Source organism: Streptomyces sp. NBC_00986 (genome assembly GCF_045162565.1).
In the GTDB taxonomy this organism is placed as follows: domain Bacteria; phylum Actinomycetota; class Actinomycetes; order Streptomycetales; family Streptomycetaceae; genus Streptomyces.
On sequence record NZ_CP108733.1, the window covers coordinates 5,541,935 to 5,561,055 of the forward strand.

Below are 19,121 nucleotides of genomic sequence, written 5' to 3' on the forward strand. Positions count from 1 at the left end.
GGGTCCGTTTTGCCCGCTTATGGTGACCCCGTGGCCCAGGACAGCGCGCAACAGGCACCAGCCGCCCCTACGACCCCGGCGCGCACCCTGCTGCCGATGATCGTCCCCGCACTGGTCGTGGGCGTGCTCGCGAGTCTGCTCTTCATCGGGGTGAGCGAGGCGGCCGAGCAACTCCAGCACGTGCTCTGGAAGAACCTGCCCGACGCCCTGGGCATCGGGCGCTACTCGGTCCTCTGGATGGTCGTCATGCTGACCGCCACCGGCATCGTGGTCGGCCTGGTGGTGTGGAAGGTGCCCGGGCACGCCGGTCCCGACCCGGCGACCACCGGCCTGGAGGCCGTACCGCTGCCCCCCGGAGTACTTCCCGGTCTGGTCCTGGCGACCGCGCTGATGCTCGCGGGCGGGCCGAGCCTCGGCCCGGAGAACCCGATCATCGCCGTGAACGTGGGGCTCGCGCTGTGGCTGGGGCGCAGGCTGGCACCCCGGCTGCCGGGCGGGGTGTGGGGAGCGCTGGCCGAGTCGGCGACGATCGGGGCGCTGTTCGGGACACCGGTAGCGGCGGCACTGCTCATCTCGGAGGCGCTGGCCGCGCGGCAGACCAAGGGCGCGCTCTGGGACAACGTGTTCGCGCCGCTCGCCGCGGCGGCGGCGGGCGCCATGACGACCACCCTGGTGGCCCATCCGACCTTCGACCTGCATCTGCCCGCGTTCGGCCGACCCGGCTGGGGCGACCTGCTGGCGGCCCTGGTGCTGGCGCCCCTGGCAGCGGCGCTCGGCATGACTGCGGTCTACCTCTTCCCGTACGCCCATGGCGCCTTCTCCCGCCTCAGGCACCCCATGCTGGCGCTGCCGGCCGGTGGACTGGTCCTGGGCCTGCTGGCGGCGCTGGGCGGCCATCTGACGCTCTTCAAGGGGCTGGACGAGGTCGGGGAGCTCGCAGCCGATCCCGAGGGCTGGTCGGCGGGCCAGTTCGCGACGATGACATTCGTGAAACTGGCGGCACTGCTGGTCGCCGCGTCCTGCGGTTTCCGGGGCGGCCGGATCTTCCCTTCCGTCTTCATCGGCGTCGCGTTCGGCCTGTTCGCCCACGCGGTCGTACCCGCCGTGGACCCGGCGCTCGCGGTCGCCACAGGCGTCCTGGGCATGCTCCTGGCGATCACCCGACAAGGCTGGGTGAGCCTGTTCACGGCCGCCATCCTGGTCGCCTCCCCCGCGATCCTCGCCCTGCTGTGCATCGCCTCGCTCCCGGCCTGGCTGCTGGTGACCGGGAGACCGCAGATGCAGTTGCGCGCGGACGGAACTCCGGTTCGCTAGTACCCGTTGGTTCTTTTGATCCTTATCGGAGGCACGCCATGCCGTTGCACCAAGGTCCCGACCCGTCCGCCGAGCGCCCCATGTCCGTGAACCCCTTCTACGGAGAGGCCAATCCGGTCGGCGGCATGTCCGAGGCCCCGCCCAAGCACCGGCTCCCGGACGCGCCGTTGCCCCCGATGACGGCGGCCCAGCTCGTGCACGACGAGCTGATGCTGGACGGCAACTCCCGCCTGAACCTGGCGACTTTCGTCACCACCTGGATGGAGCCGGAGGCCGGCGTCCTGATGGCGGAGTGCCGGGACAAGAACATGATCGACAAGGACGAGTACCCCCGCACCGCGGAGCTGGAGAAGCGCTGCGTGGCGATGCTCGCCGACCTGTGGAACGCACCGGACCCGTCAACCACCGTCGGCTGTTCGACAACCGGCTCCAGCGAGGCCTGCATGCTCGCCGGCATGGCCCTCAAGCGCCGCTGGACACAGCGCAACAAGGACCGCTATCCGGCAGCCCGCCCGAACCTGGTGATGGGCGTCAACGTCCAGGTCTGCTGGGAGAAGTTCTGCAACTTCTGGGAGGTCGAAGCGCGCCAAGTCCCCATGGAGGGCGACCGTTTCCACCTCGACCCGCAGGCCGCCGCCGAACTCTGCGACGAGAACACGATCGGCGTGGTCGGCATCCTCGGCTCGACCTTCGACGGTTCCTACGAGCCGATCGCCGACCTGTGCGCCGCCCTCGACGTGCTCCAGGAGCGCACCGGCCTCGACATCCCGGTCCACGTGGACGGCGCGTCCGGCGCCATGGTCGCCCCCTTCCTGGACCCGGACCTGATCTGGGACTTCCGCCTCCCGCGCGTGGCCTCGATCAACACCTCGGGCCACAAGTACGGCCTGGTCTACCCGGGCGTCGGCTGGGCCCTGTGGCGCGACAAGGAGGCCCTCCCCGAGGAACTCGTCTTCCGCGTCAACTACTTGGGCGGCGACATGCCCACCTTCGCCCTCAACTTCTCCCGCCCCGGCGCCCAAGTAGTGGCCCAGTACTACACGTTCCTGCGCCTGGGCCGAGAGGGCTACCGCGCGGTCCAACAGTCCACCAGAGACGTAGCCCGCGCCCTAGCGGCCCGCATCGAGACCCTCGGCGACTTCAAACTCCTCACCCGGGGCGACGAGTTGCCGGTCTTCGCCTTCACCACGACCCCCGGCGTAGAGAACTACGACGTCTTCGACATCTCCCGCCGCCTACGCGAACACGGCTGGCTGGTCCCGGCATACACCTTCCCGGCCAACCGCGAAGACCTCTCGGTCCTCCGGATCGTCTGCCGCAACGGCTTCTCAGCAGACCTGGCCGAACTGTTCCTCGACGACCTGACCCGCCTCCTCCCCGAACTACGGCGCCAGCCCCACCCCTTCACCCGCGACAAGGGAGCGGCAACAGGCTTCCACCACTAACCCACCGGGGGCCGTACCACCCACCACATGGACGGCACGGCCCACCACCCGCGTACGGCGAGAAGGCGACGTGTCGGGGGGTGTGCGCCCGCAGCGGTTGGCGCGTCAACACGAGCAAGTCGATAAGCAACGGTCCCCGCGCCAATCCGAGGACGGACACCCCCCGGCGCGGCGCCGCCCCACAACGAACCGCAGGCGCCGAAGCGGCCCCGCACCCACACACGGAGCCGCACCCCCACAAACCAGGGGCGCGGGGAACTGCGCGACCAGCCCCCCACAACCCGCACCCGACGACTCACCCTCCAAGCCCCCGAAACCGCCGCACCGCCAGCGGAAAAAACACCACGAGCAAGCCCAACGGCCAAGCAACCGCAGCCCAGACATGCCCCGACTCTCCCCCGGGCCCACCGAACAACTCCCGCACGGCAGTAGCGGTCTGAGACATCGGATTCCACTGAACAACCACGCCCAGCCACCCAGGCATGGCCGCAGGCGTAGCCAAGGCGTTGGACAGAAACCCAACCGGCCACACCAGAATCTGCACGGCCTGCACCATCTCCGGCCGCCCAGCCACCAGCGCCAGATAGATCCCGACCCACAACATGGCGAACCGAAAAAACAACAACAGCCCGACGGCGCCCAGGAATTGCCCAGGCCCGGCATGCGGACGCCAACCGAGCCCGAGCCCAACGCAGATCAGCACGACCAGCCCGATCGCCGACTGCAACATGTCCGCAGCCGAACGCCCCACCAGAACAGCCCCATCAGCCATCGGCATCGACCGGAACCGATCAATCACCCCCTTGTTGAGATCCTGCGTAACGGCAACCATCGTGCCCTCCAGCCCAAAGGCCATGGTCAACGCAAGCATCCCGGGCACCAGATAGTCGACGTAGGCACCCTCAACGGCCCGCCCACCGCCGATCAGATACCCGAACATCAACAACAACATCACCGGAAAAACGAGGCTCACCACGACCTGCACGGGCTGCCGCGCCCAGTGGGCGAGTTCGCGCCGGGTCATGGTCCAGGAATCGGTCAGAGCGTAGGCACTCACACGGCCTCCTTCACGTTCGTACGACGGTCCGCGCCCGCCCCGTCACCGTCTCCCGTGAGATGCAGGAACACCTCGTCCAGCGTCGGCCGCCGCAAAGCCACATCCTCCGCATCGATCCCGCCCTCCTCCAACGCCCGTACGACCCCGGAGAGCGCCGCCATCCGGTCGGAGACCGGCGCACTGAGCAGCCGCCGATCGACATCGACCCGAACCTCGGCGGCAGGAAGCGGCAACAAGGCGACAGCGGCGCCCAGTTGACCCGCATCACGCAGCACGACGTCGATACGGTCACCACCCGTACGAGACTTCAACTCATCCGGGGTGCCGTCCGCGATGACCCGCCCCCGGTCAACCACCGAGATCCGACCGGCAAGTTGATCGGCCTCCTCCAGGTACTGCGTGGTGAGCAGCACCGTCGTACCACCCCCGACCAGCGACCTAACCGCCGTCCACACCTCGGCACGCCCACGCGGATCAAGACCGGTGGTCGGCTCGTCCAGGAAGAGAACCTCGGGCGCGGTAACAAGCGAGGCCGCGAGATCCAGCCGCCGACGCATACCTCCGCTGTACGCCCGCACGGGCCTCCGCCCGGTGTCTGCGAGGTCAAAACGATCCAGGAGCTCATCGGCCCGCACACGCGCACGCCGAGCACCAAGATGATGAAGACGCCCGAACATCTCCAGATTCTGCCGACCACCCAACTCCTCGTCCAGCGCCGCATGTTGACCCAGCAGCCCAATCCGAAGCCGAACCGCACGAGCCTCGGTCAGCACATCGCACCCGGCCACCTCCACGCGCCCGGAGTCGGCCCGCAGCAAGGTGGACAAAATGCGGACGAGGGTGGTCTTGCCCGCACCGTTGGGCCCGAGCACCCCGTGCACGGTGCCGCGCGCAACGCACAGATCAACCCCGTCCAACGCCTTCTTCTCCTGGCCCTTCTTGCCGCCGTACGTCTTGCACGCACCCTCGACGATGATCGCCGCGTCGCCCACGGAGCACCCCTCAGCTAGTCAAACTTGACTACCAGCCCGAAAGTAACGCCACATCCCTCATTAGTCAAACTTGATTAGCGAGCGTCCCCGGGATGCCGCTCCCCCGTCGCGTACGGGTTCTCCTCGTCGTCCCTCAGCACACCGACGAACGGCTCGCCCTCCCCCGCGAAGGTGTACGCCCCGCCCTCGATGCGCGAGATCAACCCCTGGGTCCACGCGGCCTCCGCGTCGGCCGTGTGGATCCAGAGGTTCATGATCTCGCCGATGTGGCCCAGCTGTTCGGGCCCGTCCTCGGGGATGTAGTGCTCGGTGACGGACGCCCGCCACTGGTCGATACCCCGGGTGCGCTCCTTGAGCAGCGCCATCGCTTCGGCCCTCGGCAGGTCCACGATGAAGCCGATCGCGGCGGACTTGACGTCCATCTGCTGGTCGTAGGACGTCAGCGCCTCGCGCAGCAGCCGGAGGTACTCCTCCGTGCCCCGGTCGGTGATCTCGTACTCGGTGCGGGGCGGACCCCCGACCGTGGACGGCGCGATCTCGTGGGCGCGCAGAAGGCCCTGCTTGGCCAGTTGCTTGAGCGCGTGGTAGATCGAGCCGGGCTTGGCGTTGGACCACTCGTGCGCGCCCCAGTATTCGAGGTCGTTGCGCACCTGGTAGCCGTGGGCCCGCCCGTGCTGGCGTACCGCGCCGAGCACGAGGAGACGGATCGCTGACATGGGGCCAGCGTAGAACCCGCGAGGTCAGCCCCCGGTCGCGCCCCGTTCCTTCGTGAACAGCTCGTAGGCGGTGGCGCCATCGATGGACTCGCGGATGATGTCGGCGTGACCGGCGTGCCGGGCGGTCTCGCGGATCAGGTGCAGGCAGAGCCAGCGCATGGTGACCCGGCCCTCCGGCGGGAACCAGGGCTCGCTCGGGACCGGGAAGGTGTCGTCGAGGCTCGGTACCGAGCGGATGTACGCCTCGGTCTCGGCGGCGACCTTCTCCCAGTACGCGAGCTGCGACTCGACGGTCTCGCCGTCGACCAGTTGGAACGTCTCGTGCCAGTTGGTCTGGTCCCGCTGAACCGCCGGCGGCTCCTGCTTCGCCCGGGCGATCCAGCCCTGCTCGACGTCGGCGCAGTGCTTGAGCAACCCGGAGAGGGACAGCCCGCTCGCACTCGGCTTGCTCGCGGCCTGCTCCTCGCTCAGCCCGAGCAACGCCCTGCGGACACCACCCCGTTGGTCCTCGACGAACGTGAGCAGCGACCCGCGCTCGTCGCCCTGCGCGTCCGCGGATACGTGCGTGACCATGGCCTTCGCCTTTCGCCGGTGCCGGCCGGGAGCCTGTCCCCCTGCCCGACGTCGATGAAGCTACGGGCCATCGAGGTCAGTTTCTGTCCTCAATGGCCCGTCGCAAGCACATGCCTAGAACCGGAAGCACATGTCTAGAACGGGAACCCGCTCCGCCCGTGCTGCACCGAGATCCACTTCAGGCTGGTGAAGGCGTCGAGCATCGACTCGCCGTTGAGGCGGCCCACGCCGGAGGCCTTCTCGCCGCCGAAGGGGACGATCGGCTCGTCGTGGACGGTGCCGTCGTTGACGTGGAACATGCCCGTGTCGATCTGCTTGGCGAAGTTCACGCCGCGCTCGATGTCGCCGGTGTGGACCGCGCCGCTGAGGCCGTACGGCGTGTCGTTGACGATGCTCACGGCCTCCTCCTCGCCGTCGAACGGGATGAGGAAGGCGACCGGTCCGAAGACCTCCTGGCGGAGGAGGTCGGAGCCGGCGGGGACGTCGGTGAGGACCGAGGGGGAGACCAGGTTGTCGGTGGTCGTGCCGTGGACCAGAGCCGTCGCGCCCTCGGCGATCGCCTGCTCGACGACACCCGAAAGGGCGTCCGCCTGCTGGGAGTTGATGACCGGGCCGATGACCGTCTGCGGGTCGCGCGGGTCGCCGACCTTGAGGGACTTGACCTTGGTGACGAACTTCTCGGTGAACTCGTCGGCGATCGACCGGTCGACCAGGACACGGTTCGCGGCCATGCAGACCTGACCCTGGTGGACGTAGCGGCTGAAGACCGCCGCGTCGACCGCGTAGTCGATGTCGGCGTCGTCGAGGACCACGATCGCGCTGTTGCCGCCGAGTTCGAGCACCGTGCGCTTGAACTGCGCGGCGCAGACGGTCGCGACGTGGCGGCCGACCTTGTCGGAGCCGGTGAAGGAGATGACCTTCGGGATCGGGTGCTCGATGAACGCGTCGCCGATCTCCGCGATGTCGGTGATGACGACGTTCAGGAGGCCGCCCGGCAGGCCCGCGTCCTCGAAGATCTTCGCGACCAGGGAACCGCCGACGATCGGGGTGTTCTGGTGCGGCTTGAGGACCACGCCGTTGCCCAACGCCAGTGCGGGGGCCACCGACTTGAGGGAGAGCAGGAGCGGGAAGTTGAAGGGGCTGATCACGCCGACCACGCCCACCGGGACGGTGTAGACGCGGTTCTCCTTGCCGTCGACCGGCGAGGGGATGATCCGGCCCTGGGGGCGCAGCGCGAGGTGGATCGCCTCGCGCAGGAACTCCTTGACGAGGTGCAGCTCGAAGCCGGCCTTCAGGAATGTGCCGCCGAGTTCGGCGACGATCACCTCGGAGATCTCCTGCTCGCGGTCCTCGATGATCCGCAGAGCCTTCTCGAATACCGCGCGGCGGGCGTAGGGGTTGGTCGCGGCCCATGTCTTCTGGGCGCGGGCGGCCGCCTTGTACGCCTCGTCGACCTCGTCGACCGTGGCTATGGTGATCGACGCGAGCTTCTCGCCGTCGTACGGGTTGAAGTCGATGATGTCCCAGGAGCCGGTGCCCGGGCGCCACTCACCGTCGATGTACTGCTGAGCCAGGTCGGTGAAGTAGGACGACATGTGATCCCTCAATCGCTCAATCGTCAGCAGACACGATCAGTTGCAGACACGATCAACAGCAGACCGGGCGATCCCTCACGATCATCACGGTCTGATCACACGTCATCGTACTTGTGTTTCAAGAGAGTTGGAGCAGTCCCCGAAGAAGATCCCGGCTCTCGTCCGGGCCCGGGCTGTCCTGCTGGAGCTCCTTCAGCGCCTTCTCGTACTGGGCCACGTCCTCGGCCTTGTCCAAGTAGAGCGCGCTGGTGAGCTGTTCGAGATAGACGACGTCCGAGAGGTCGGACTCGGGGAACGACAGGATCGTGAAGGCACCGGACTCGCCGGCGTGCCCGCCGAAGCCGAACGGCATCACCTGGAGGCGGACGTTGGAGTGTTCGGAGACCTCGATCAGATGCTGCAACTGCCCGCGCATCACCTCGCGGTCGCCGTACGGGCGGCGCAGGGCGGCCTCGTCCAGGACGATGTGGAAGTCGGGGGCGTTCTCGTTCACCAGGTACTTCTGCCGCTCCAGGCGCAGCGCCACCCGCCGCTCCACGTCGGCCTCGCTCGCGCCCTTCATGCCGCGCCGGACGACCGCGCGGGCGTAGGCCTCGGTCTGCAGCAGTCCGTGCACGAACTGCACCTCGTAGACGCGGATGAGGGAGGCGGCGCCCTCCAGGCCCACATAGGTGGGGAACCAACTGGGCAGGACGTCCGAGTAACTGTGCCACCAGCCCGCTACGTTGGCTTCCTTCGCGAGGGAGAGGAGTGAGATGCGCTCCGCCTCGTCCGTGATGCCGTACAGCGTCAACAGGTCCTCTACGTCCCGGGTCTTGAAGCTCACTCGCCCCAGCTCCATGCGACTGATCTTGGATTCGGAAGCGCGGATCGAGTACCCCGCCGCCTCCCGGGTGATCCCGCGTGCTTCCCGCAGTCGCCTGAGTTGCGAGCCGAGCAGCATCCGCCGCACCACCGATCCGGGCTCTCCCGCGCTCACGTTCGCCAGCCTCCCCAACCTCTTCAGGGGCCGCAGTCTGCCACTAAAACACTTCGAGCAGTACTCGTTCGGTTACAGAAATGGAAAGAAGGGGCGCCCGTTCACAGGAAGTTGTCAGGAAGACGTCAGCAAGACGCAAGGTCCGGAGCCGAGATCGGCGTGAAGTTGGCGGAAAAAATGGCCAACAAGCGGTACGGGAGGGTCCAATTCGGTCAGCTGCACGTGCATCTGCCCTTGCATCTGCTGTACGCATCCGAAACCATGGTCTCGCGCCACCGCTGCATCGCAACGACCGCGAATTCCCGGGAGTGCCTCGCATGGGGACGAATGGATCGACCATGCTCGAGCCGTTACGGCAGGGCCTTCCGCCGCTGGACCCGTCGGCCGTGTCCAGCGCCGCGTCGTGTGCTCTGGCCGCCCGCTACGAAGCGGTGCGCGAGGCACGGCAGTTCACCCGCCGCACGCTCGACCAGTGGGACATAGGCGACCGCTTCGACGACGTGTGCCTGGTCGTCTCCGAACTCGTCACCAACGCGCTGCGCCATGCCCTGCCGGCGAACACCCCGCGCGTCCCGGAGCAGAACCCGCCCGTGCGGCTGCACCTGATGCGCTGGACCGAGCGGCTGGTGTGCGCCGTGCGCGACCCCAGTCACGACAGTCCCATCGCCTGCGAGTCGGAGGACTTCTCGGCGGAGTCGGGCCGCGGCCTGTTCCTCGTCGACTCGTTCGCCGACGGCTGGGGCTGGCACCCACTGGCGGGCACGCTCAGCGGCAAGGTGGTCTGGGCGCTGTTCCGGCTCCAGGGCGACCCCGTACAGAACAACGCGTGAGGAACCGCGGCCCTTTTTGGGGCCGCGGTTCTACGCGCGTTGCCGTCGTCCCCGCAGGTCGTCGGTGCGCTATCCCGCTATCAGGTGGTCGAACTCGCCGTCCTTGATGCCCAGGAGCATCGCCTCGATCTCGGCGCGGGTGTAGACGAGCGCCGGGCCGTCGGGGAAGCGCGAGTTGCGCACGGCGACGTCGCCGCCGGGCAGCCGCGCGAACTCCACGCAGGATCCTTGCGAGTTGCTGTGCCGGCTCTTCTGCCAGGCCACTCCGTCCAGCTGCGTGGCAGCCATGCCGTTGTACACGTCGAACCCCAAGTACACGCTGTCAACGCGGTGGTCCACAGGTCGCTCCCGGTTGTGCACTGGCTGGTGTGGCCATTGATGCAGTGGTCAACTGTTCCGGATCATAGCCCTGTTCATGTGCAGATGCATGGGCAGATGCACGTGCACGGGGGGTGGTCCTCCGGTTACAGCTTTGACGACCGCTTTACCGATGCCGTTCCAGCGTCTGCCCAGGACCGGGCAGGACATGTACTAGGGAAGACGTGTACGGGGGCCCTTGTGTTCCATGCGGGCGGCTATCGGGTCGAGTACGGCAACAATGCCATCTCCCGGGCGTTCTTGATCGCAGCCGCCAACTGCCGCTGCTGCCGCGCCGATACGCCGGTGACCCGGCGGCTGCGGATCTTGCCGCGATCGGAGACGAACGCCCGCAGCAGGGCGGTGTCCTTGTAGTCGATGTACGTAACTCCGGCCGCATCCAACGGATTACGGCGGGACGCGGCCGGCCTGCGCGCGGACTTGAGGTCGGGCTTGCGGGGCACGGTCAGATCTCCAGGAGGGTGTCGAAGGCGGACGGGATGCGTTTCCAGGCGCTACGGCCCGCTGCGTACTCGGCGTCGGTCAACAGGCAGGACTCCAGGAGCAGTTCGAGTGCGTCGCGGTCCAGCCCGGGGGATGTGAAAACAAGGTGCTGACAGCAGTCCCCGTGCTCCGGGTGCCAGTCGAGCGCGGCGGCGGCGCGGCGCACCGGTGGCACCAACTCCCAGGCGGCGTCCGGCAATGAGGCCAGCCACGGTCCCGCGCTCTCCACGCACAGGGCACCGCCGGCCGCGTCCCAGTGCAGCAGCGAGTCGGGCTTGTCGGCGAGCCAGAACCGGCCCCGGCTGCGGGCGGCGGCGCAGGTGATGTCCTCGAGTGCGGCGTACAGGCGCTCCGGGTGGAAGGGGCGGCGCCGGTGCCAGACGAGGGTGGTGACGCCGTGGGCGTCGGCCTCGACGGGGAGTAGGGCGCAGGCGGGGTGTTGGGCTGCGGCTGCGGCCTCCACGTCGAAGCCGGCGAGGGCTGCGCGGGCGAGGACGCTGCGTGGGGGTGGGTGGTTGGGGTTGTGTGCGGGGTGCGGGTCGGTGGGGGCTGGTCGCGCAGTTCCCCGCGCCCCTGGGGGGTTGGGGGTGGATGGGGTGGGAGCGGGGGCCGGGGTGCTCGTGGGGTTGGCGGGGTGCGGGTCGGTGGGGGCCGGGCGCGCAGTTCCCCGCGCCCCTGGGGGGTTGGGGGTGGATGGGGTGGGAGCGGGGGCCGGGGTGCTCGTGGGGTTGGCGGGGTGCGGGTCGGTGGGGGCCGGGCGCGCAGTTCCCCGCGCCCCTGGGGGGTTGAGAGTGGGCGGGTCGGGAGCCTGCACCCCTGGGGGGTTGGGGGTGGGCGGGGTGGAAGCGGGGGGCGGGGCGTCGTGAGCGCCCTGGGTGCTGCTGTTCCTCTTCAAGTCGCCGCCCCCGACCGGCACTTGGCGGGCCGTCGGGTGCAACTGGCCCAGCAGCTCGCGGTCTTCGTCGTCGACCTCCTCCGAGTCGAGGACGGCGAGGACGGGGGCGTACTCCAGTTGGCGGGCGAAGGTGTCCGCGATCGTGCGCTCGTCCGTGGCCGCCGCCGCGAGCCCGGCCGCGGCGAGGTCGTCGCCGTTGCCGAGGTACGGCAGGAGGAGCGCCGGGTCCACGGCGGTGATGACACCGGTGACCGTGAGGCCGCCGGAGGTGATCACCTCGGCCATCGCCTTGGGTTCGACGGAGTCCCACAACTCGACTACCGCCAGCCGGACTTGACCGGTCGCGGCCAGTCGGCGCAGCTCTGGGACCAGGTCCTCGCGGAGTGCGCAGCACGCGCAGTCGTTGACGAGGGGGGTCTCGCCGGCGTCGAGGATGCCGGTGGCGTCCCTGACCGTGCGGACGACCGTGCCGGCGGTCGCCGTAGCGAGGTCGTGGTGGAGTACGACGCTGCCGGGGACGTCGTGGAGGAGTCGGGCGACGGTCGCTCTGCGGGCGTCGGCGTGCAGGCCGGCGACGATCGCGACGGAGAGGTCGGACACCGTCAGGCCTGCTTCCCGTACCGGCGCTCGAAGCGCTCCACGCGGCCGGCCGTGTCCAGGACGCGGGCCGTGCCGGTGTAGAAGGGGTGGCTGACGTCCGAGATCTCGACGTCGACGACGGGGTAGGTGTTCCCGTCCTCCCACTCGATCGTCTTCGCACTCGTCATCGTCGAGCGGGTGAGGAACGCGTGGTTCGCGGCCCGGTCCCGGAAGACGACGGGGCCGTAGGGCGGGTGGGTGTTCGCGCGCATCTCGGTCAGCGCTCCTCTCGGAAGTCGACGTGGCGGCCGGCGGCCGGGTCGTACTTGCGCAGGGTCAGGCGGTCGGGGTTGTTCCGGCGGTTCTTGCGGGTCACGTAGGTGTAGCCGGTGCCGGCCGTGGACCTGAGTTTGATGACCGGGCGGAGTTCGTTGCGAGCCATGGCTGATACCTTACTGAAAATGAATTCCATTAACAGCACTGGCTACGGCCCCGATCGAGGAGAGGTACGTCACTCGTGTCCGCCCACTGCATGCTGACCGGCGCACAGCCCGGTTTCGGCAACCGCATCTCCCACTCACACCGGCGCACCCCGCGCCGCTTCGACCCGAACATCCAGCCCAAGCGCTACTGGCTGCCCGGCGAGGGCCGGTACGTACGGCTGCGGCTGAGCGCGAAGGGGATCAAGACCGTGGACGCGATCGGCGTCGAGGCGGCGGTGGCCAGGATCCGCGAGCGCGGGGTGAGGATCTGATGGCGAAGAAGAGCAAGATCGCGGCGAACGAACGGCGGCGGGAGGTCGTCGCGCGGTACGCGGCGCGGCGGGCCGAGCTGAAGGAGATCGTCCGGCGGCCCGGTTCGACGGAGGCCGAACGGGCCGCCGCGCAGCGGGAGTTGCGCAGCCAGCCGCGCGACGCGAGCGCCACGCGGGTTCGCAACCGCGACCAGGTCGACGGGCGCCCCCGGGGCTACTTCCGTGCCTTCGGGCTGTCCCGGGTGAACCTGCGCGGGCAGGCTCACAGCGGATACCTACCCGGTGTCCGCAAGTCCTCCTGGTAACCACTGGTAGCTTGCTGCGGTCGTTCCGGCCAGGGCCGAGGTCAAGGCCTACCGGGCGGCCGTCCGCGTCCCGCTACAGCTTGGGAGCTACCAGTGACTACGGCGTTTTCGACGGTGACGACGGTACGGATGGCGGCGGCTGCCGCCGGTCTGGCGGGCGCGCTCGTCCTGACCGCGTGCAGCGGTGACTCCTCGGACGACTCCTCGTCCACGCCGAGCGCGTCCTCGTCGGCGACGTCGACCGCGACGGCGGACTCCGGTGGCTCCGGCAGCAGCCCGTCGGCCGCGTCCGACGGGCTGCAGGGCAGTTGGCTCGCCACGGCCGGCGGCAAGGCGTTGGTCCTTGTGGTCACCGACAAGCAGGCCGCGCTGTTCACGACCGGTGGCACCGTGTGCAACGGGACGGCCGGTGAGGAGGCGGGGATGCAGATGATCCACCTCACGTGCACGGACAAGAGCAAGACCCGGACGACCGGGATGGTCGACTCCGTCAGCAAGTCGAGCCTCGCGGTCACCTGGTCGGGGAGTGCAGGCAAGGAGACGTACACGCGGGCCGAGGGCGGGAAGCTGCCGTCGGGGCTGCCTACGGCGAGCTTGGGGTCGTCGTAGCGGCTTGGGGTCGTAGGCCTTGCGTGGCCCCGGGGCGTGTGTCTTGAGGCCCGGACCGTACAGGCTGGGGGTGGGTTCCGAGGAAATGTGACACTCGGGGCCCTGAGTGTCACATTTCAGCGCAAGAGGTGTGCCGGGTCGGCGATCTGGCGTGGCTCTGCGGGCGTAGGCCTGTCAGCGGGAGGCTGTTCCGTGCGGGATGATCCCCTCATGCGCACCATTCCCCTCGCCGTCGCCGCGCTCGCGTCGGCTCTGCTTCTGACCGCCTGCGACAGTGGCAGCGGCGGTGGTTCCTCCGACAGCAAGAACGGGTCGGCCTGCTCGTTCGACGGCGTCGCCGTCCAGGTCGGGCCCGCCAGTACCGCGCCGGCCGCCGGTGACACCGGTGAAGTGCCCGTCTCGCTCACCAACCAGAGCAAGCCGTGCGACCTGGACGGGTTCCCGGGTGCCACGCTGGAGGGCGGCGGCACCAAGGTCGTCCTCTCCACGCTGAAGGGCGCCAAGGCTCAGAAACTGCGGCTCGCCAAGGGCGACGCGGCGTCCTTCACCATCACCTACGTGCGCGGCAAGGCGGGCGACAAGCTGAGCCTGGCCGCGACGAAGGTGGTCATCACCCTGCCCGGCAGCAGCGACACCACGAGCTACAAGTGGTCGTACGGACCCGTCCAGGGCAAGACCTCCGTGAGCGACTCGGACGCCTCGGTCAGCGCCTTCACGCAGGCCGGCGACTGACGGCCGTCAGTCCAGTGGCGGCCGGGCCCTGACCTGGGCCCGGTCCGCCGCCTCGGCGCCCTCCGTCCAGCCCGCCTCGTCGGTGACGCCGCGCAGGCGGGTCGTGGTGGTCTCCGGGAACATCGCGTCGACGCGGTCGGTGACGGCGACCTCGCGGGTGGCCAGCACCGGGAGCAGGTCGTCGGTGACCTGCGTCCCGGCGGCCTGCGCCAGCCGGTCCCCGATGCGGTGGGCGTAGGCCGCGAGGAAGGACTGGCGGAAGGTCTTGGTCCGCCGGCGGCCACCCGCGCGCTGGGCCGCCTCCGCGCGCGTCATCGCGGTCGTGGCCTGGACGAGGAGCGAGGTGTAGAGGAGTTCGACCACCTCCAGATCACCCTCGAAACCGACGACGGTGGAGAAACCGAAGGCCTCGTTCCAGACGGCCCGGCAGTGGTTCGCGCCGGCGACCGCGTCCAGCAGTACCGCCTTCGCCTGCTCGTACGGCGCCTCGACCCCGATCCGGCACGCGCCGGGCGCGTCCTTCGCCGGCGCCTGCGCGTCGAGCAGCGCCTCGTCGATACTGTGCCGCGCCATCAGTTCCTGCGCCTTGGCGCTCAGCGCCTCCGCCTCCTCCGGGAACCCGGTCGCCTCCGCCTTCGCGAGCAGCGCGCGGATGCGAGTGAGCATGCGGGACGCGGGCCGACGGTTCTCGTGCGGTTTCGGTTCGTGCTCGTCGAGGGGTTCGAGGCTCGGCAGCCGCAGCAGCAGGCGGTACAGCTCCAGCACGGTGCTGGCGTGCGTGAAACGGTCGGTGCGGGGCGGTTCCTCGGCGGTCAGTTCGTCGACCTGCGCCGCCCAACGGGGGCCGCGCGCCCGGTCGTCCGGCGCCTGCGCGCGGATCAACGCCGAGACGAGCCGTACGTGTACGTCGTCCAACTCCCGCCGAACCAGCCGTACGACATCCGCGGGCTGCCAGCCACGCCGCCACGCCGCCGCCACGAACTCCCTTCCACGGCCGGCCAGTTCGGCGTCCACGGCGGGATCGGCGGCGAGGATCGAGGCACCCGCGTCGAGGGCGTCGTGGGTGTCGGCGTAGAGGGCGGCCTCGAAGGCGCGCTCGACGGTGGTGGTCTTGCTGGTCACCGGGTGATCGTGTCATGGGGTGGGGAGAGGAGGGGGCGGGGAGTCGTGCACGCTGTTCGCCGCCGGGGGTGCGGCGCGCCTGGCGGGTCCGGAGGGAGTGCTGTGCTGGTCTGCCGTACTGGTCCTGCGCTCGGCGCGTTCGGCTCGTATGTGTTGGGCCTCGCTGCCGCGTTTCCTTCGCGGGGTTACCTGCGCGGGGGTCGACGAAGCTTGCTCGTCCACACCCTGTGGACAACCAACTCGCCCCGGTTACAAGTGCGTTGCTCGCGCATCGCCGATCAGCTCAAGAAGCACCGCGTTCTGCGCCAGGTAGTGAGTGTCGGCGGGGTGCGTGGAGAACTCCGAGAACGCCGCGAAGTACGGGTCGGCCGCCGTGTCGGCCGCGTAGGTGCCGCGGGCCGCTGCGACGGCTGCCGCGTGGGCGCCGGCGCCTGCTGCGGCGGCCGTGTGTGCGGCGGTGGCGGCGCGGTCGGCGACGTGCGAGGCGGCGATGCCGGCCGCGACGTTGTGGACCGGCGCGTATACGGCCACGAGGGCCTCGGCCGCCTCGATGGCGTCGGCGGCGGCATGGGCCGCGTACGCCGCTGCCGCCGCCGCGGACGCCCAGGAGGCGGCGTCCCCGTCGGCGGCGCAGGACGCGGCGATCGTGGCGGCCACGGCGCGTCCCGTGTCCGCGCCGATGGGTGCGCCGGAGGCGACCAACCCGCCCGCGGCCTGGCGCGCTTCGATCAGGTCGGCTTCGTGGAGCGTGCCGTCCAGGAAGCCTTCCGCGGCCTGGAGACACTGACGTACCCGGGCGTCGACGGGGTGTCGCCGCTCCAGGTGATCGAGGGCGTCCTGCGCGCATCGGATCGCGAAACGTCGTAGAACAACTGCGGGTATCTCCTCCACGAGGCGCATCTCGCTCGCCGCGAACTTGTGGGACCGGCGGGAGAATTCGCCCCTCGCCTCCGCGAGGAACCAGCGCCGGCCGTACACGTTGCGCAGGGAGTCCCTCGGTGTCGGGGACGCGTGCAGGCCGTTCGCGCAGCAGCGGACGGCCCCGGTCGTCCGGTTCCATTCGCCGATCCGCCAGGTCACGTCTCCGTTCGCCGAGGTCAGGTCGGGCTCTACGAAGCGGTAGCACTCGATGGTTGTGGTGTCCGTGGTGTTGGTGCCCGTGGTCGTGGTGTCCGTGGTGGTGGTCTCCACTGCGTTCCTCCTGTGCCGGGGCATCGGTACGGTGCGGGGCCCGGAGGCCGAAGCCCGGAGCCCTGGCGCGATACAGCGTATCGGAATCTCGTACAGCGTATCGCTCGGGCGTACCCCGCACCGTTAGACTTCGGACCGTGCCCACACAACGCCCTTCCGCCCCGAACCACGGCGAGCCGATCTGGCTGCGTGAGGCCGAGCGCGACGCGAAGCCGAAGGCGAAGCCGCTCACGCGTGAGCGGATCGTGCGGGCCGCGATGGCGGTCGCCGACAGCGAGGGGCTCGACGCCGTCTCGATCCGGCGGATCGCCGGGGAGTTGAAGGCCCGGCCGATGAGCCTCTACGCGCACATCGACAGCAAGGACGACCTGTTCGAGCTGATGCACGACGCCGCCGCGGAGGAGACGCTCGTGGGGGACGTCCCCTCCGACTGGTGCGAGGCGTTGCGCGTGCTCGCCCGGGCCAACCGGGCCGCCGCGCTGCGCCACCCGTGGCTGCTGGCCACCCGGGACACGGGGTGCCCGGTCGGCCCCGCCTCGCTGAAGCGCATGGACGAATCCGCCGCCGCGGTACGGGGGTTGGACGCCGACGGCGCCGTACTGCGGGCGCTCATCCTCGCGGTCGACACGTTCACGCTCGGGCATGTGACGGCCGAGCTGTCCGGCGGGATCCGGCGCCGGACCACCGAGGAGGCCGGCACCGCCCGCCGCGCGGCCACCACGGAGTACGTCCAGACGCAGATCGACGCCGGCAGGCTCCCCCACCTCGCCGAGACCGGTTTCTCCGAGCTGCTCTACAACGACGACCCGGAGGCGAGCTTCGAACGCGGCCTCGACTGGCTGCTGGCCGGCGCCGCCGGGTCGCTCACGCCGTAGCGGCCAGGAATCTCGGAACGCGGATCCCTGGATGACGCATCCCTAGAACGCGCTCGCGGCCGCCGCCTCCGCCTCCGGCAGCAGGTCCTTGCTCTGCTGGATCATCCTCGCGTAGGTACGGTCGGGGTCCGAGTTGTCGAGCGCGAATTTCAGGAGAGCGCCGGACCAGTCGTCGAAAAGCGCGAACGTGCGGTCCACCATCCGCCTGGATTCCTCGCGCTGGGCCTCGTCGAGGGACGGCAGGCTCGTTTCTTCGACTTCCGGTGACTTGATGCTGTGCGACGCCTCCGCCAGGTAATGCTTTGTGCCGAAGAATTCGCATTCGCGGCCGTCCCGCAGGGCGATTCCCCGGCAGTGCGTGAAGATCGTGATGGAGACCGCCTCGATGGACTCGACCATGGCGAAGACGGCGTACGTCGGTGCGTCGGCGGCGAGTGCGGCCAGTTCCAGGACGAGGCGGCGGGAGTGCTGGAAGTCCCCGCTCCACAGGACGCGGGTGGCGTCCGACAGGGGCAACTCGCGGTCGGCGCCCAGCTTCTCCAGGTCGGTCAGCATCCACTGCCAGTGGAAGTCCTCCTCGTACGTGTGCGCGTTGAGCAGGGACTGCAGCTGGTCGCGTTCGGCGTCCTCGGCGCTCTTGCGGAAGACGTACTTGTTCAGGTCGGAGTAGCCCATGATGAACGGGATCACGCTGGGGCCCCACGCCAGACGCTTTTCGCCGGGGAGCGATTCGTCGGCCAATAAGCCGGTGAAGAATTCATGCCCTTCGTACGACGCCCGGCGTTCCTCTATGTAATCGATGACCTTTTGCACGATAACTCCGTTGGGGAGGTGGGGGTGATGACCTCCCATATCTATCATTATCGAAATCGACGCAGACCGGCTTTTACTTGATCACGCCCTCGCCTTCACCTGCCGGACAGGTGTCAACTCGGGGTTGACACCCTCACGCTGTCAACCTACGGTTGACACATGACGACCAACCCGAACGTCACCTCATCCGTACGTCTCGACGACCTCATCGCGGCCATCAAACTGGTCCACCCCGCACCGCTCGACCAGCTCCAGGACGCGGTCATCGCCGCCGACCACCTGGGCGATGTCGCCGACCATCTGATCGGCCACTTCGTGGACCAGGCCCGGCGTTCCGGTGCCTCCTGGACGGACATCGGCAAGAGCATGGGCGTCACCCGGCAGGCCGCGCAGAAGCGCTTCGTGGCGAAGGAATCGGCCGACCTCGACCCCAGTCAGGGGTTCGGCCGATACACGCCGCGCGCCCGCAACGTGGTGATGGCCGCCCACAACGAAGCCGTCGCCGCCCGCAACCCCGAGGGCCGACCCGAGCACCTGGTCCTCGGCCTGCTCGCCGAACCGGACGGGCTGGCGGCCAAGGCGATCGTCGCGCAGGACGTCCTCCTGGACGCCGTACGCCAGGCGGCCGCCGCCGCACTCCCCCCGGCCGCCGACGAGGTCCCGGAGCTCGTCCCTTACGGCCCCGACGCCAAGAAGGTCCTGGAACTCACCTTCCGCGAGGCCCTGCGCCTCGGCCACAACTACATCGGCACCGAACACATCCTGCTGGCCCTCCTGGAGCACGAGAACGGCGAGGGCGTCCTCAACGGCCTGGGCATCGACAAGGCCACGACCGAAGGGCACATCGCGGGAATGCTCAAGGGGTTTCAGGGCTGAGACGGCCT

23 protein-coding genes are annotated in these 19,121 nt (G+C 69.3%); 9 read left to right on the forward strand and 14 right to left on the reverse strand.

All coding sequences use genetic code 11. The features are described from left to right. Positions 1 to 30 precede the first annotated feature (30 nt). Positions 31 to 1,314, forward strand: coding sequence for an ion channel protein (locus OG504_RS24445; RefSeq protein ID WP_405991728.1), 1,284 nt, complete (start codon positions 31 to 33; stop codon positions 1,312 to 1,314). A gap of 38 nt (positions 1,315 to 1,352) precedes the next feature. Then, positions 1,353 to 2,759 carry a glutamate decarboxylase gene (locus OG504_RS24450; RefSeq protein ID WP_405991729.1) on the forward strand — a complete coding sequence of 469 codons (1,407 nt, stop codon included), beginning with the start codon at positions 1,353 to 1,355 and terminating at the stop codon, positions 2,757 to 2,759. A gap of 295 nt (positions 2,760 to 3,054) precedes the next feature. On the opposite strand, the gene OG504_RS24455 is transcribed toward OG504_RS24450, so the two are convergent. From OG504_RS24455 to OG504_RS24480, 6 genes are all read right to left on the reverse strand, one after another. Then, entirely contained in the window at positions 3,055 to 3,816 is a 762-nt protein-coding gene (locus tag OG504_RS24455) for an ABC transporter permease (RefSeq protein ID WP_405991730.1), read from the reverse strand. Continuing rightward, complete coding sequence (locus OG504_RS24460) at positions 3,813 to 4,808, reverse strand: ATP-binding cassette domain-containing protein (protein WP_405991731.1); 996 nt, start codon at positions 4,806 to 4,808, stop codon at positions 3,813 to 3,815. Before OG504_RS24460 ends, OG504_RS24455 begins: the two co-directional genes overlap by 4 nt. A 74-nt stretch (positions 4,809 to 4,882) precedes the next feature. Then, entirely contained in the window at positions 4,883 to 5,524 is a 642-nt protein-coding gene (locus OG504_RS24465) for a PadR family transcriptional regulator (protein ID WP_405991732.1), read from the reverse strand. Between the two features lie 24 nt (positions 5,525 to 5,548). Continuing rightward, the gene (locus OG504_RS24470; RefSeq protein ID WP_405991733.1) at positions 5,549 to 6,097 is read right to left on the reverse strand and encodes a DinB family protein; all 549 of its coding nucleotides are present in this window, start codon (positions 6,095 to 6,097) and stop codon (positions 5,549 to 5,551) included. A gap of 134 nt (positions 6,098 to 6,231) precedes the next feature. Further along, positions 6,232 to 7,692 (reverse strand): aldehyde dehydrogenase family protein, encoded by a 1,461-nt coding sequence (locus OG504_RS24475; RefSeq protein WP_405991734.1) that lies wholly within the window; start codon positions 7,690 to 7,692, stop codon positions 6,232 to 6,234. 118 nt (positions 7,693 to 7,810) lie between these two features. Then, positions 7,811 to 8,635 (reverse strand): helix-turn-helix domain-containing protein, encoded by an 825-nt coding sequence (locus tag OG504_RS24480; RefSeq protein WP_405868559.1) that lies wholly within the window; start codon positions 8,633 to 8,635, stop codon positions 7,811 to 7,813. A gap of 374 nt (positions 8,636 to 9,009) precedes the next feature. Between OG504_RS24480 and OG504_RS24485 the strand changes: the two genes are divergently transcribed. After that, positions 9,010 to 9,501 (forward strand): ATP-binding protein, encoded by a 492-nt coding sequence (locus tag OG504_RS24485; protein ID WP_366497574.1) that lies wholly within the window; start codon positions 9,010 to 9,012, stop codon positions 9,499 to 9,501. 69 nt (positions 9,502 to 9,570) lie between these two features. Here the strand turns inward: OG504_RS24485 and OG504_RS24490 are convergent, their stop codons facing one another. From OG504_RS24490 to rpmG, 5 genes are all read right to left on the reverse strand, one after another. Then, positions 9,571 to 9,789: a DUF397 domain-containing protein gene (locus OG504_RS24490; RefSeq protein ID WP_051105974.1), complete on the reverse strand. Its 219-nt coding sequence runs from the start codon at positions 9,787 to 9,789 to the stop codon at positions 9,571 to 9,573. 287 nt (positions 9,790 to 10,076) lie between these two features. Beyond that, entirely contained in the window at positions 10,077 to 10,322 is a 246-nt protein-coding gene (gene rpsR / locus OG504_RS24495; protein WP_405991735.1) for a 30S ribosomal protein S18, read from the reverse strand. Between the two features lie 2 nt (positions 10,323 to 10,324). Then, positions 10,325 to 11,857: a GTP-binding protein gene (locus OG504_RS24500; RefSeq protein ID WP_405991736.1), complete on the reverse strand. Its 1,533-nt coding sequence runs from the start codon at positions 11,855 to 11,857 to the stop codon at positions 10,325 to 10,327. Positions 11,858 to 11,859: 2 nt separating this feature from the next. Then, positions 11,860 to 12,108 carry a type B 50S ribosomal protein L31 gene (locus OG504_RS24505; RefSeq protein ID WP_393751594.1) on the reverse strand — a complete coding sequence of 83 codons (249 nt, stop codon included), beginning with the start codon at positions 12,106 to 12,108 and terminating at the stop codon, positions 11,860 to 11,862. A gap of 5 nt (positions 12,109 to 12,113) precedes the next feature. Further along, positions 12,114 to 12,278 (reverse strand): 50S ribosomal protein L33, encoded by a 165-nt coding sequence (gene rpmG / locus OG504_RS24510; RefSeq protein WP_327402261.1) that lies wholly within the window; start codon positions 12,276 to 12,278, stop codon positions 12,114 to 12,116. Between the two features lie 75 nt (positions 12,279 to 12,353). Between rpmG and rpmB the strand changes: the two genes are divergently transcribed. The 4 genes from rpmB to OG504_RS24530 all read left to right on the forward strand — a co-directional run bounded on the left by rpmB (position 12,354) and on the right by OG504_RS24530 (position 14,236). Further along, positions 12,354 to 12,590, forward strand: a complete 237-nt coding sequence (gene rpmB / locus OG504_RS24515) for a 50S ribosomal protein L28 (protein ID WP_405991737.1) — start codon at positions 12,354 to 12,356, stop codon at positions 12,588 to 12,590. Continuing rightward, entirely contained in the window at positions 12,590 to 12,895 is a 306-nt protein-coding gene (gene rpsN / locus OG504_RS24520; RefSeq protein ID WP_384151920.1) for a 30S ribosomal protein S14, read from the forward strand. Before rpmB ends, rpsN begins: the two co-directional genes overlap by 1 nt. Before the next feature lie 129 nt (positions 12,896 to 13,024). Then, positions 13,025 to 13,504, forward strand: coding sequence for a hypothetical protein (locus tag OG504_RS24525; protein WP_405996416.1), 480 nt, complete (start codon positions 13,025 to 13,027; stop codon positions 13,502 to 13,504). 210 nt (positions 13,505 to 13,714) lie between these two features. Continuing rightward, entirely contained in the window at positions 13,715 to 14,236 is a 522-nt protein-coding gene (locus tag OG504_RS24530) for a DUF4232 domain-containing protein (RefSeq protein ID WP_405991738.1), read from the forward strand. 6 nt (positions 14,237 to 14,242) lie between these two features. Here the strand turns inward: OG504_RS24530 and OG504_RS24535 are convergent, their stop codons facing one another. Continuing rightward, positions 14,243 to 15,358 (reverse strand): DUF2786 domain-containing protein, encoded by a 1,116-nt coding sequence (locus OG504_RS24535; protein ID WP_405991739.1) that lies wholly within the window; start codon positions 15,356 to 15,358, stop codon positions 14,243 to 14,245. A gap of 249 nt (positions 15,359 to 15,607) precedes the next feature. Next, a complete protein-coding gene (locus tag OG504_RS24540) occupies positions 15,608 to 16,549 on the reverse strand; it encodes a hypothetical protein (protein ID WP_405991740.1) in 942 nt (313 codons plus the stop codon). A gap of 137 nt (positions 16,550 to 16,686) precedes the next feature. Between OG504_RS24540 and OG504_RS24545 the strand changes: the two genes are divergently transcribed. Continuing rightward, entirely contained in the window at positions 16,687 to 17,424 is a 738-nt protein-coding gene (locus tag OG504_RS24545) for a TetR/AcrR family transcriptional regulator (RefSeq protein WP_405991741.1), read from the forward strand. Between the two features lie 42 nt (positions 17,425 to 17,466). On the opposite strand, the gene OG504_RS24550 is transcribed toward OG504_RS24545, so the two are convergent. Next, on the reverse strand, positions 17,467 to 18,237 hold the full coding sequence (locus OG504_RS24550; protein WP_405991742.1) for a hypothetical protein: 771 nt from the start codon (positions 18,235 to 18,237) through the stop codon (positions 17,467 to 17,469). 159 nt (positions 18,238 to 18,396) lie between these two features. Here OG504_RS24550 and OG504_RS24555 point away from each other — a divergent pair, with 159 nt between their 5' ends. Beyond that, the gene (locus OG504_RS24555) at positions 18,397 to 19,113 is read left to right on the forward strand and encodes a Clp protease N-terminal domain-containing protein (protein WP_405991743.1); all 717 of its coding nucleotides are present in this window, start codon (positions 18,397 to 18,399) and stop codon (positions 19,111 to 19,113) included. The last annotated feature ends 8 nt before the right edge of the window (positions 19,114 to 19,121 follow it).

Coding starts and splice junctions, on each gene's coding strand:
- OG504_RS24450 (WP_405991729.1), top strand. CDS start 1,353: ATGCCGTTGCACCAAGGTCCCGACCCGTCCGCCGAGCGCCCCATGTCC.
- OG504_RS24465 (WP_405991732.1), bottom strand. CDS start 5,524: ATGTCAGCGATCCGTCTCCTCGTGCTCGGCGCGGTACGCCAGCACGGG.
- OG504_RS24470 (WP_405991733.1), bottom strand. CDS start 6,097: ATGGTCACGCACGTATCCGCGGACGCGCAGGGCGACGAGCGCGGGTCG.
- OG504_RS24475 (WP_405991734.1), bottom strand. CDS start 7,692: ATGTCGTCCTACTTCACCGACCTGGCTCAGCAGTACATCGACGGTGAG.
- OG504_RS24480 (WP_405868559.1), bottom strand. CDS start 8,635: ATGCTGCTCGGCTCGCAACTCAGGCGACTGCGGGAAGCACGCGGGATC.
- OG504_RS24485 (WP_366497574.1), top strand. CDS start 9,010: ATGCTCGAGCCGTTACGGCAGGGCCTTCCGCCGCTGGACCCGTCGGCC.
- OG504_RS24490 (WP_051105974.1), bottom strand. CDS start 9,789: ATGGCTGCCACGCAGCTGGACGGAGTGGCCTGGCAGAAGAGCCGGCAC.
- OG504_RS24505 (WP_393751594.1), bottom strand. CDS start 12,108: ATGCGCGCGAACACCCACCCGCCCTACGGCCCCGTCGTCTTCCGGGAC.
- rpmG (WP_327402261.1), bottom strand. CDS start 12,278: ATGGCTCGCAACGAACTCCGCCCGGTCATCAAACTCAGGTCCACGGCC.
- rpsN (WP_384151920.1), top strand. CDS start 12,590: ATGGCGAAGAAGAGCAAGATCGCGGCGAACGAACGGCGGCGGGAGGTC.
- OG504_RS24525 (WP_405996416.1), top strand. CDS start 13,025: ATGGCGGCGGCTGCCGCCGGTCTGGCGGGCGCGCTCGTCCTGACCGCG.
- OG504_RS24530 (WP_405991738.1), top strand. CDS start 13,715: ATGCGCACCATTCCCCTCGCCGTCGCCGCGCTCGCGTCGGCTCTGCTT.
- OG504_RS24555 (WP_405991743.1), top strand. CDS start 18,397: ATGACGACCAACCCGAACGTCACCTCATCCGTACGTCTCGACGACCTC.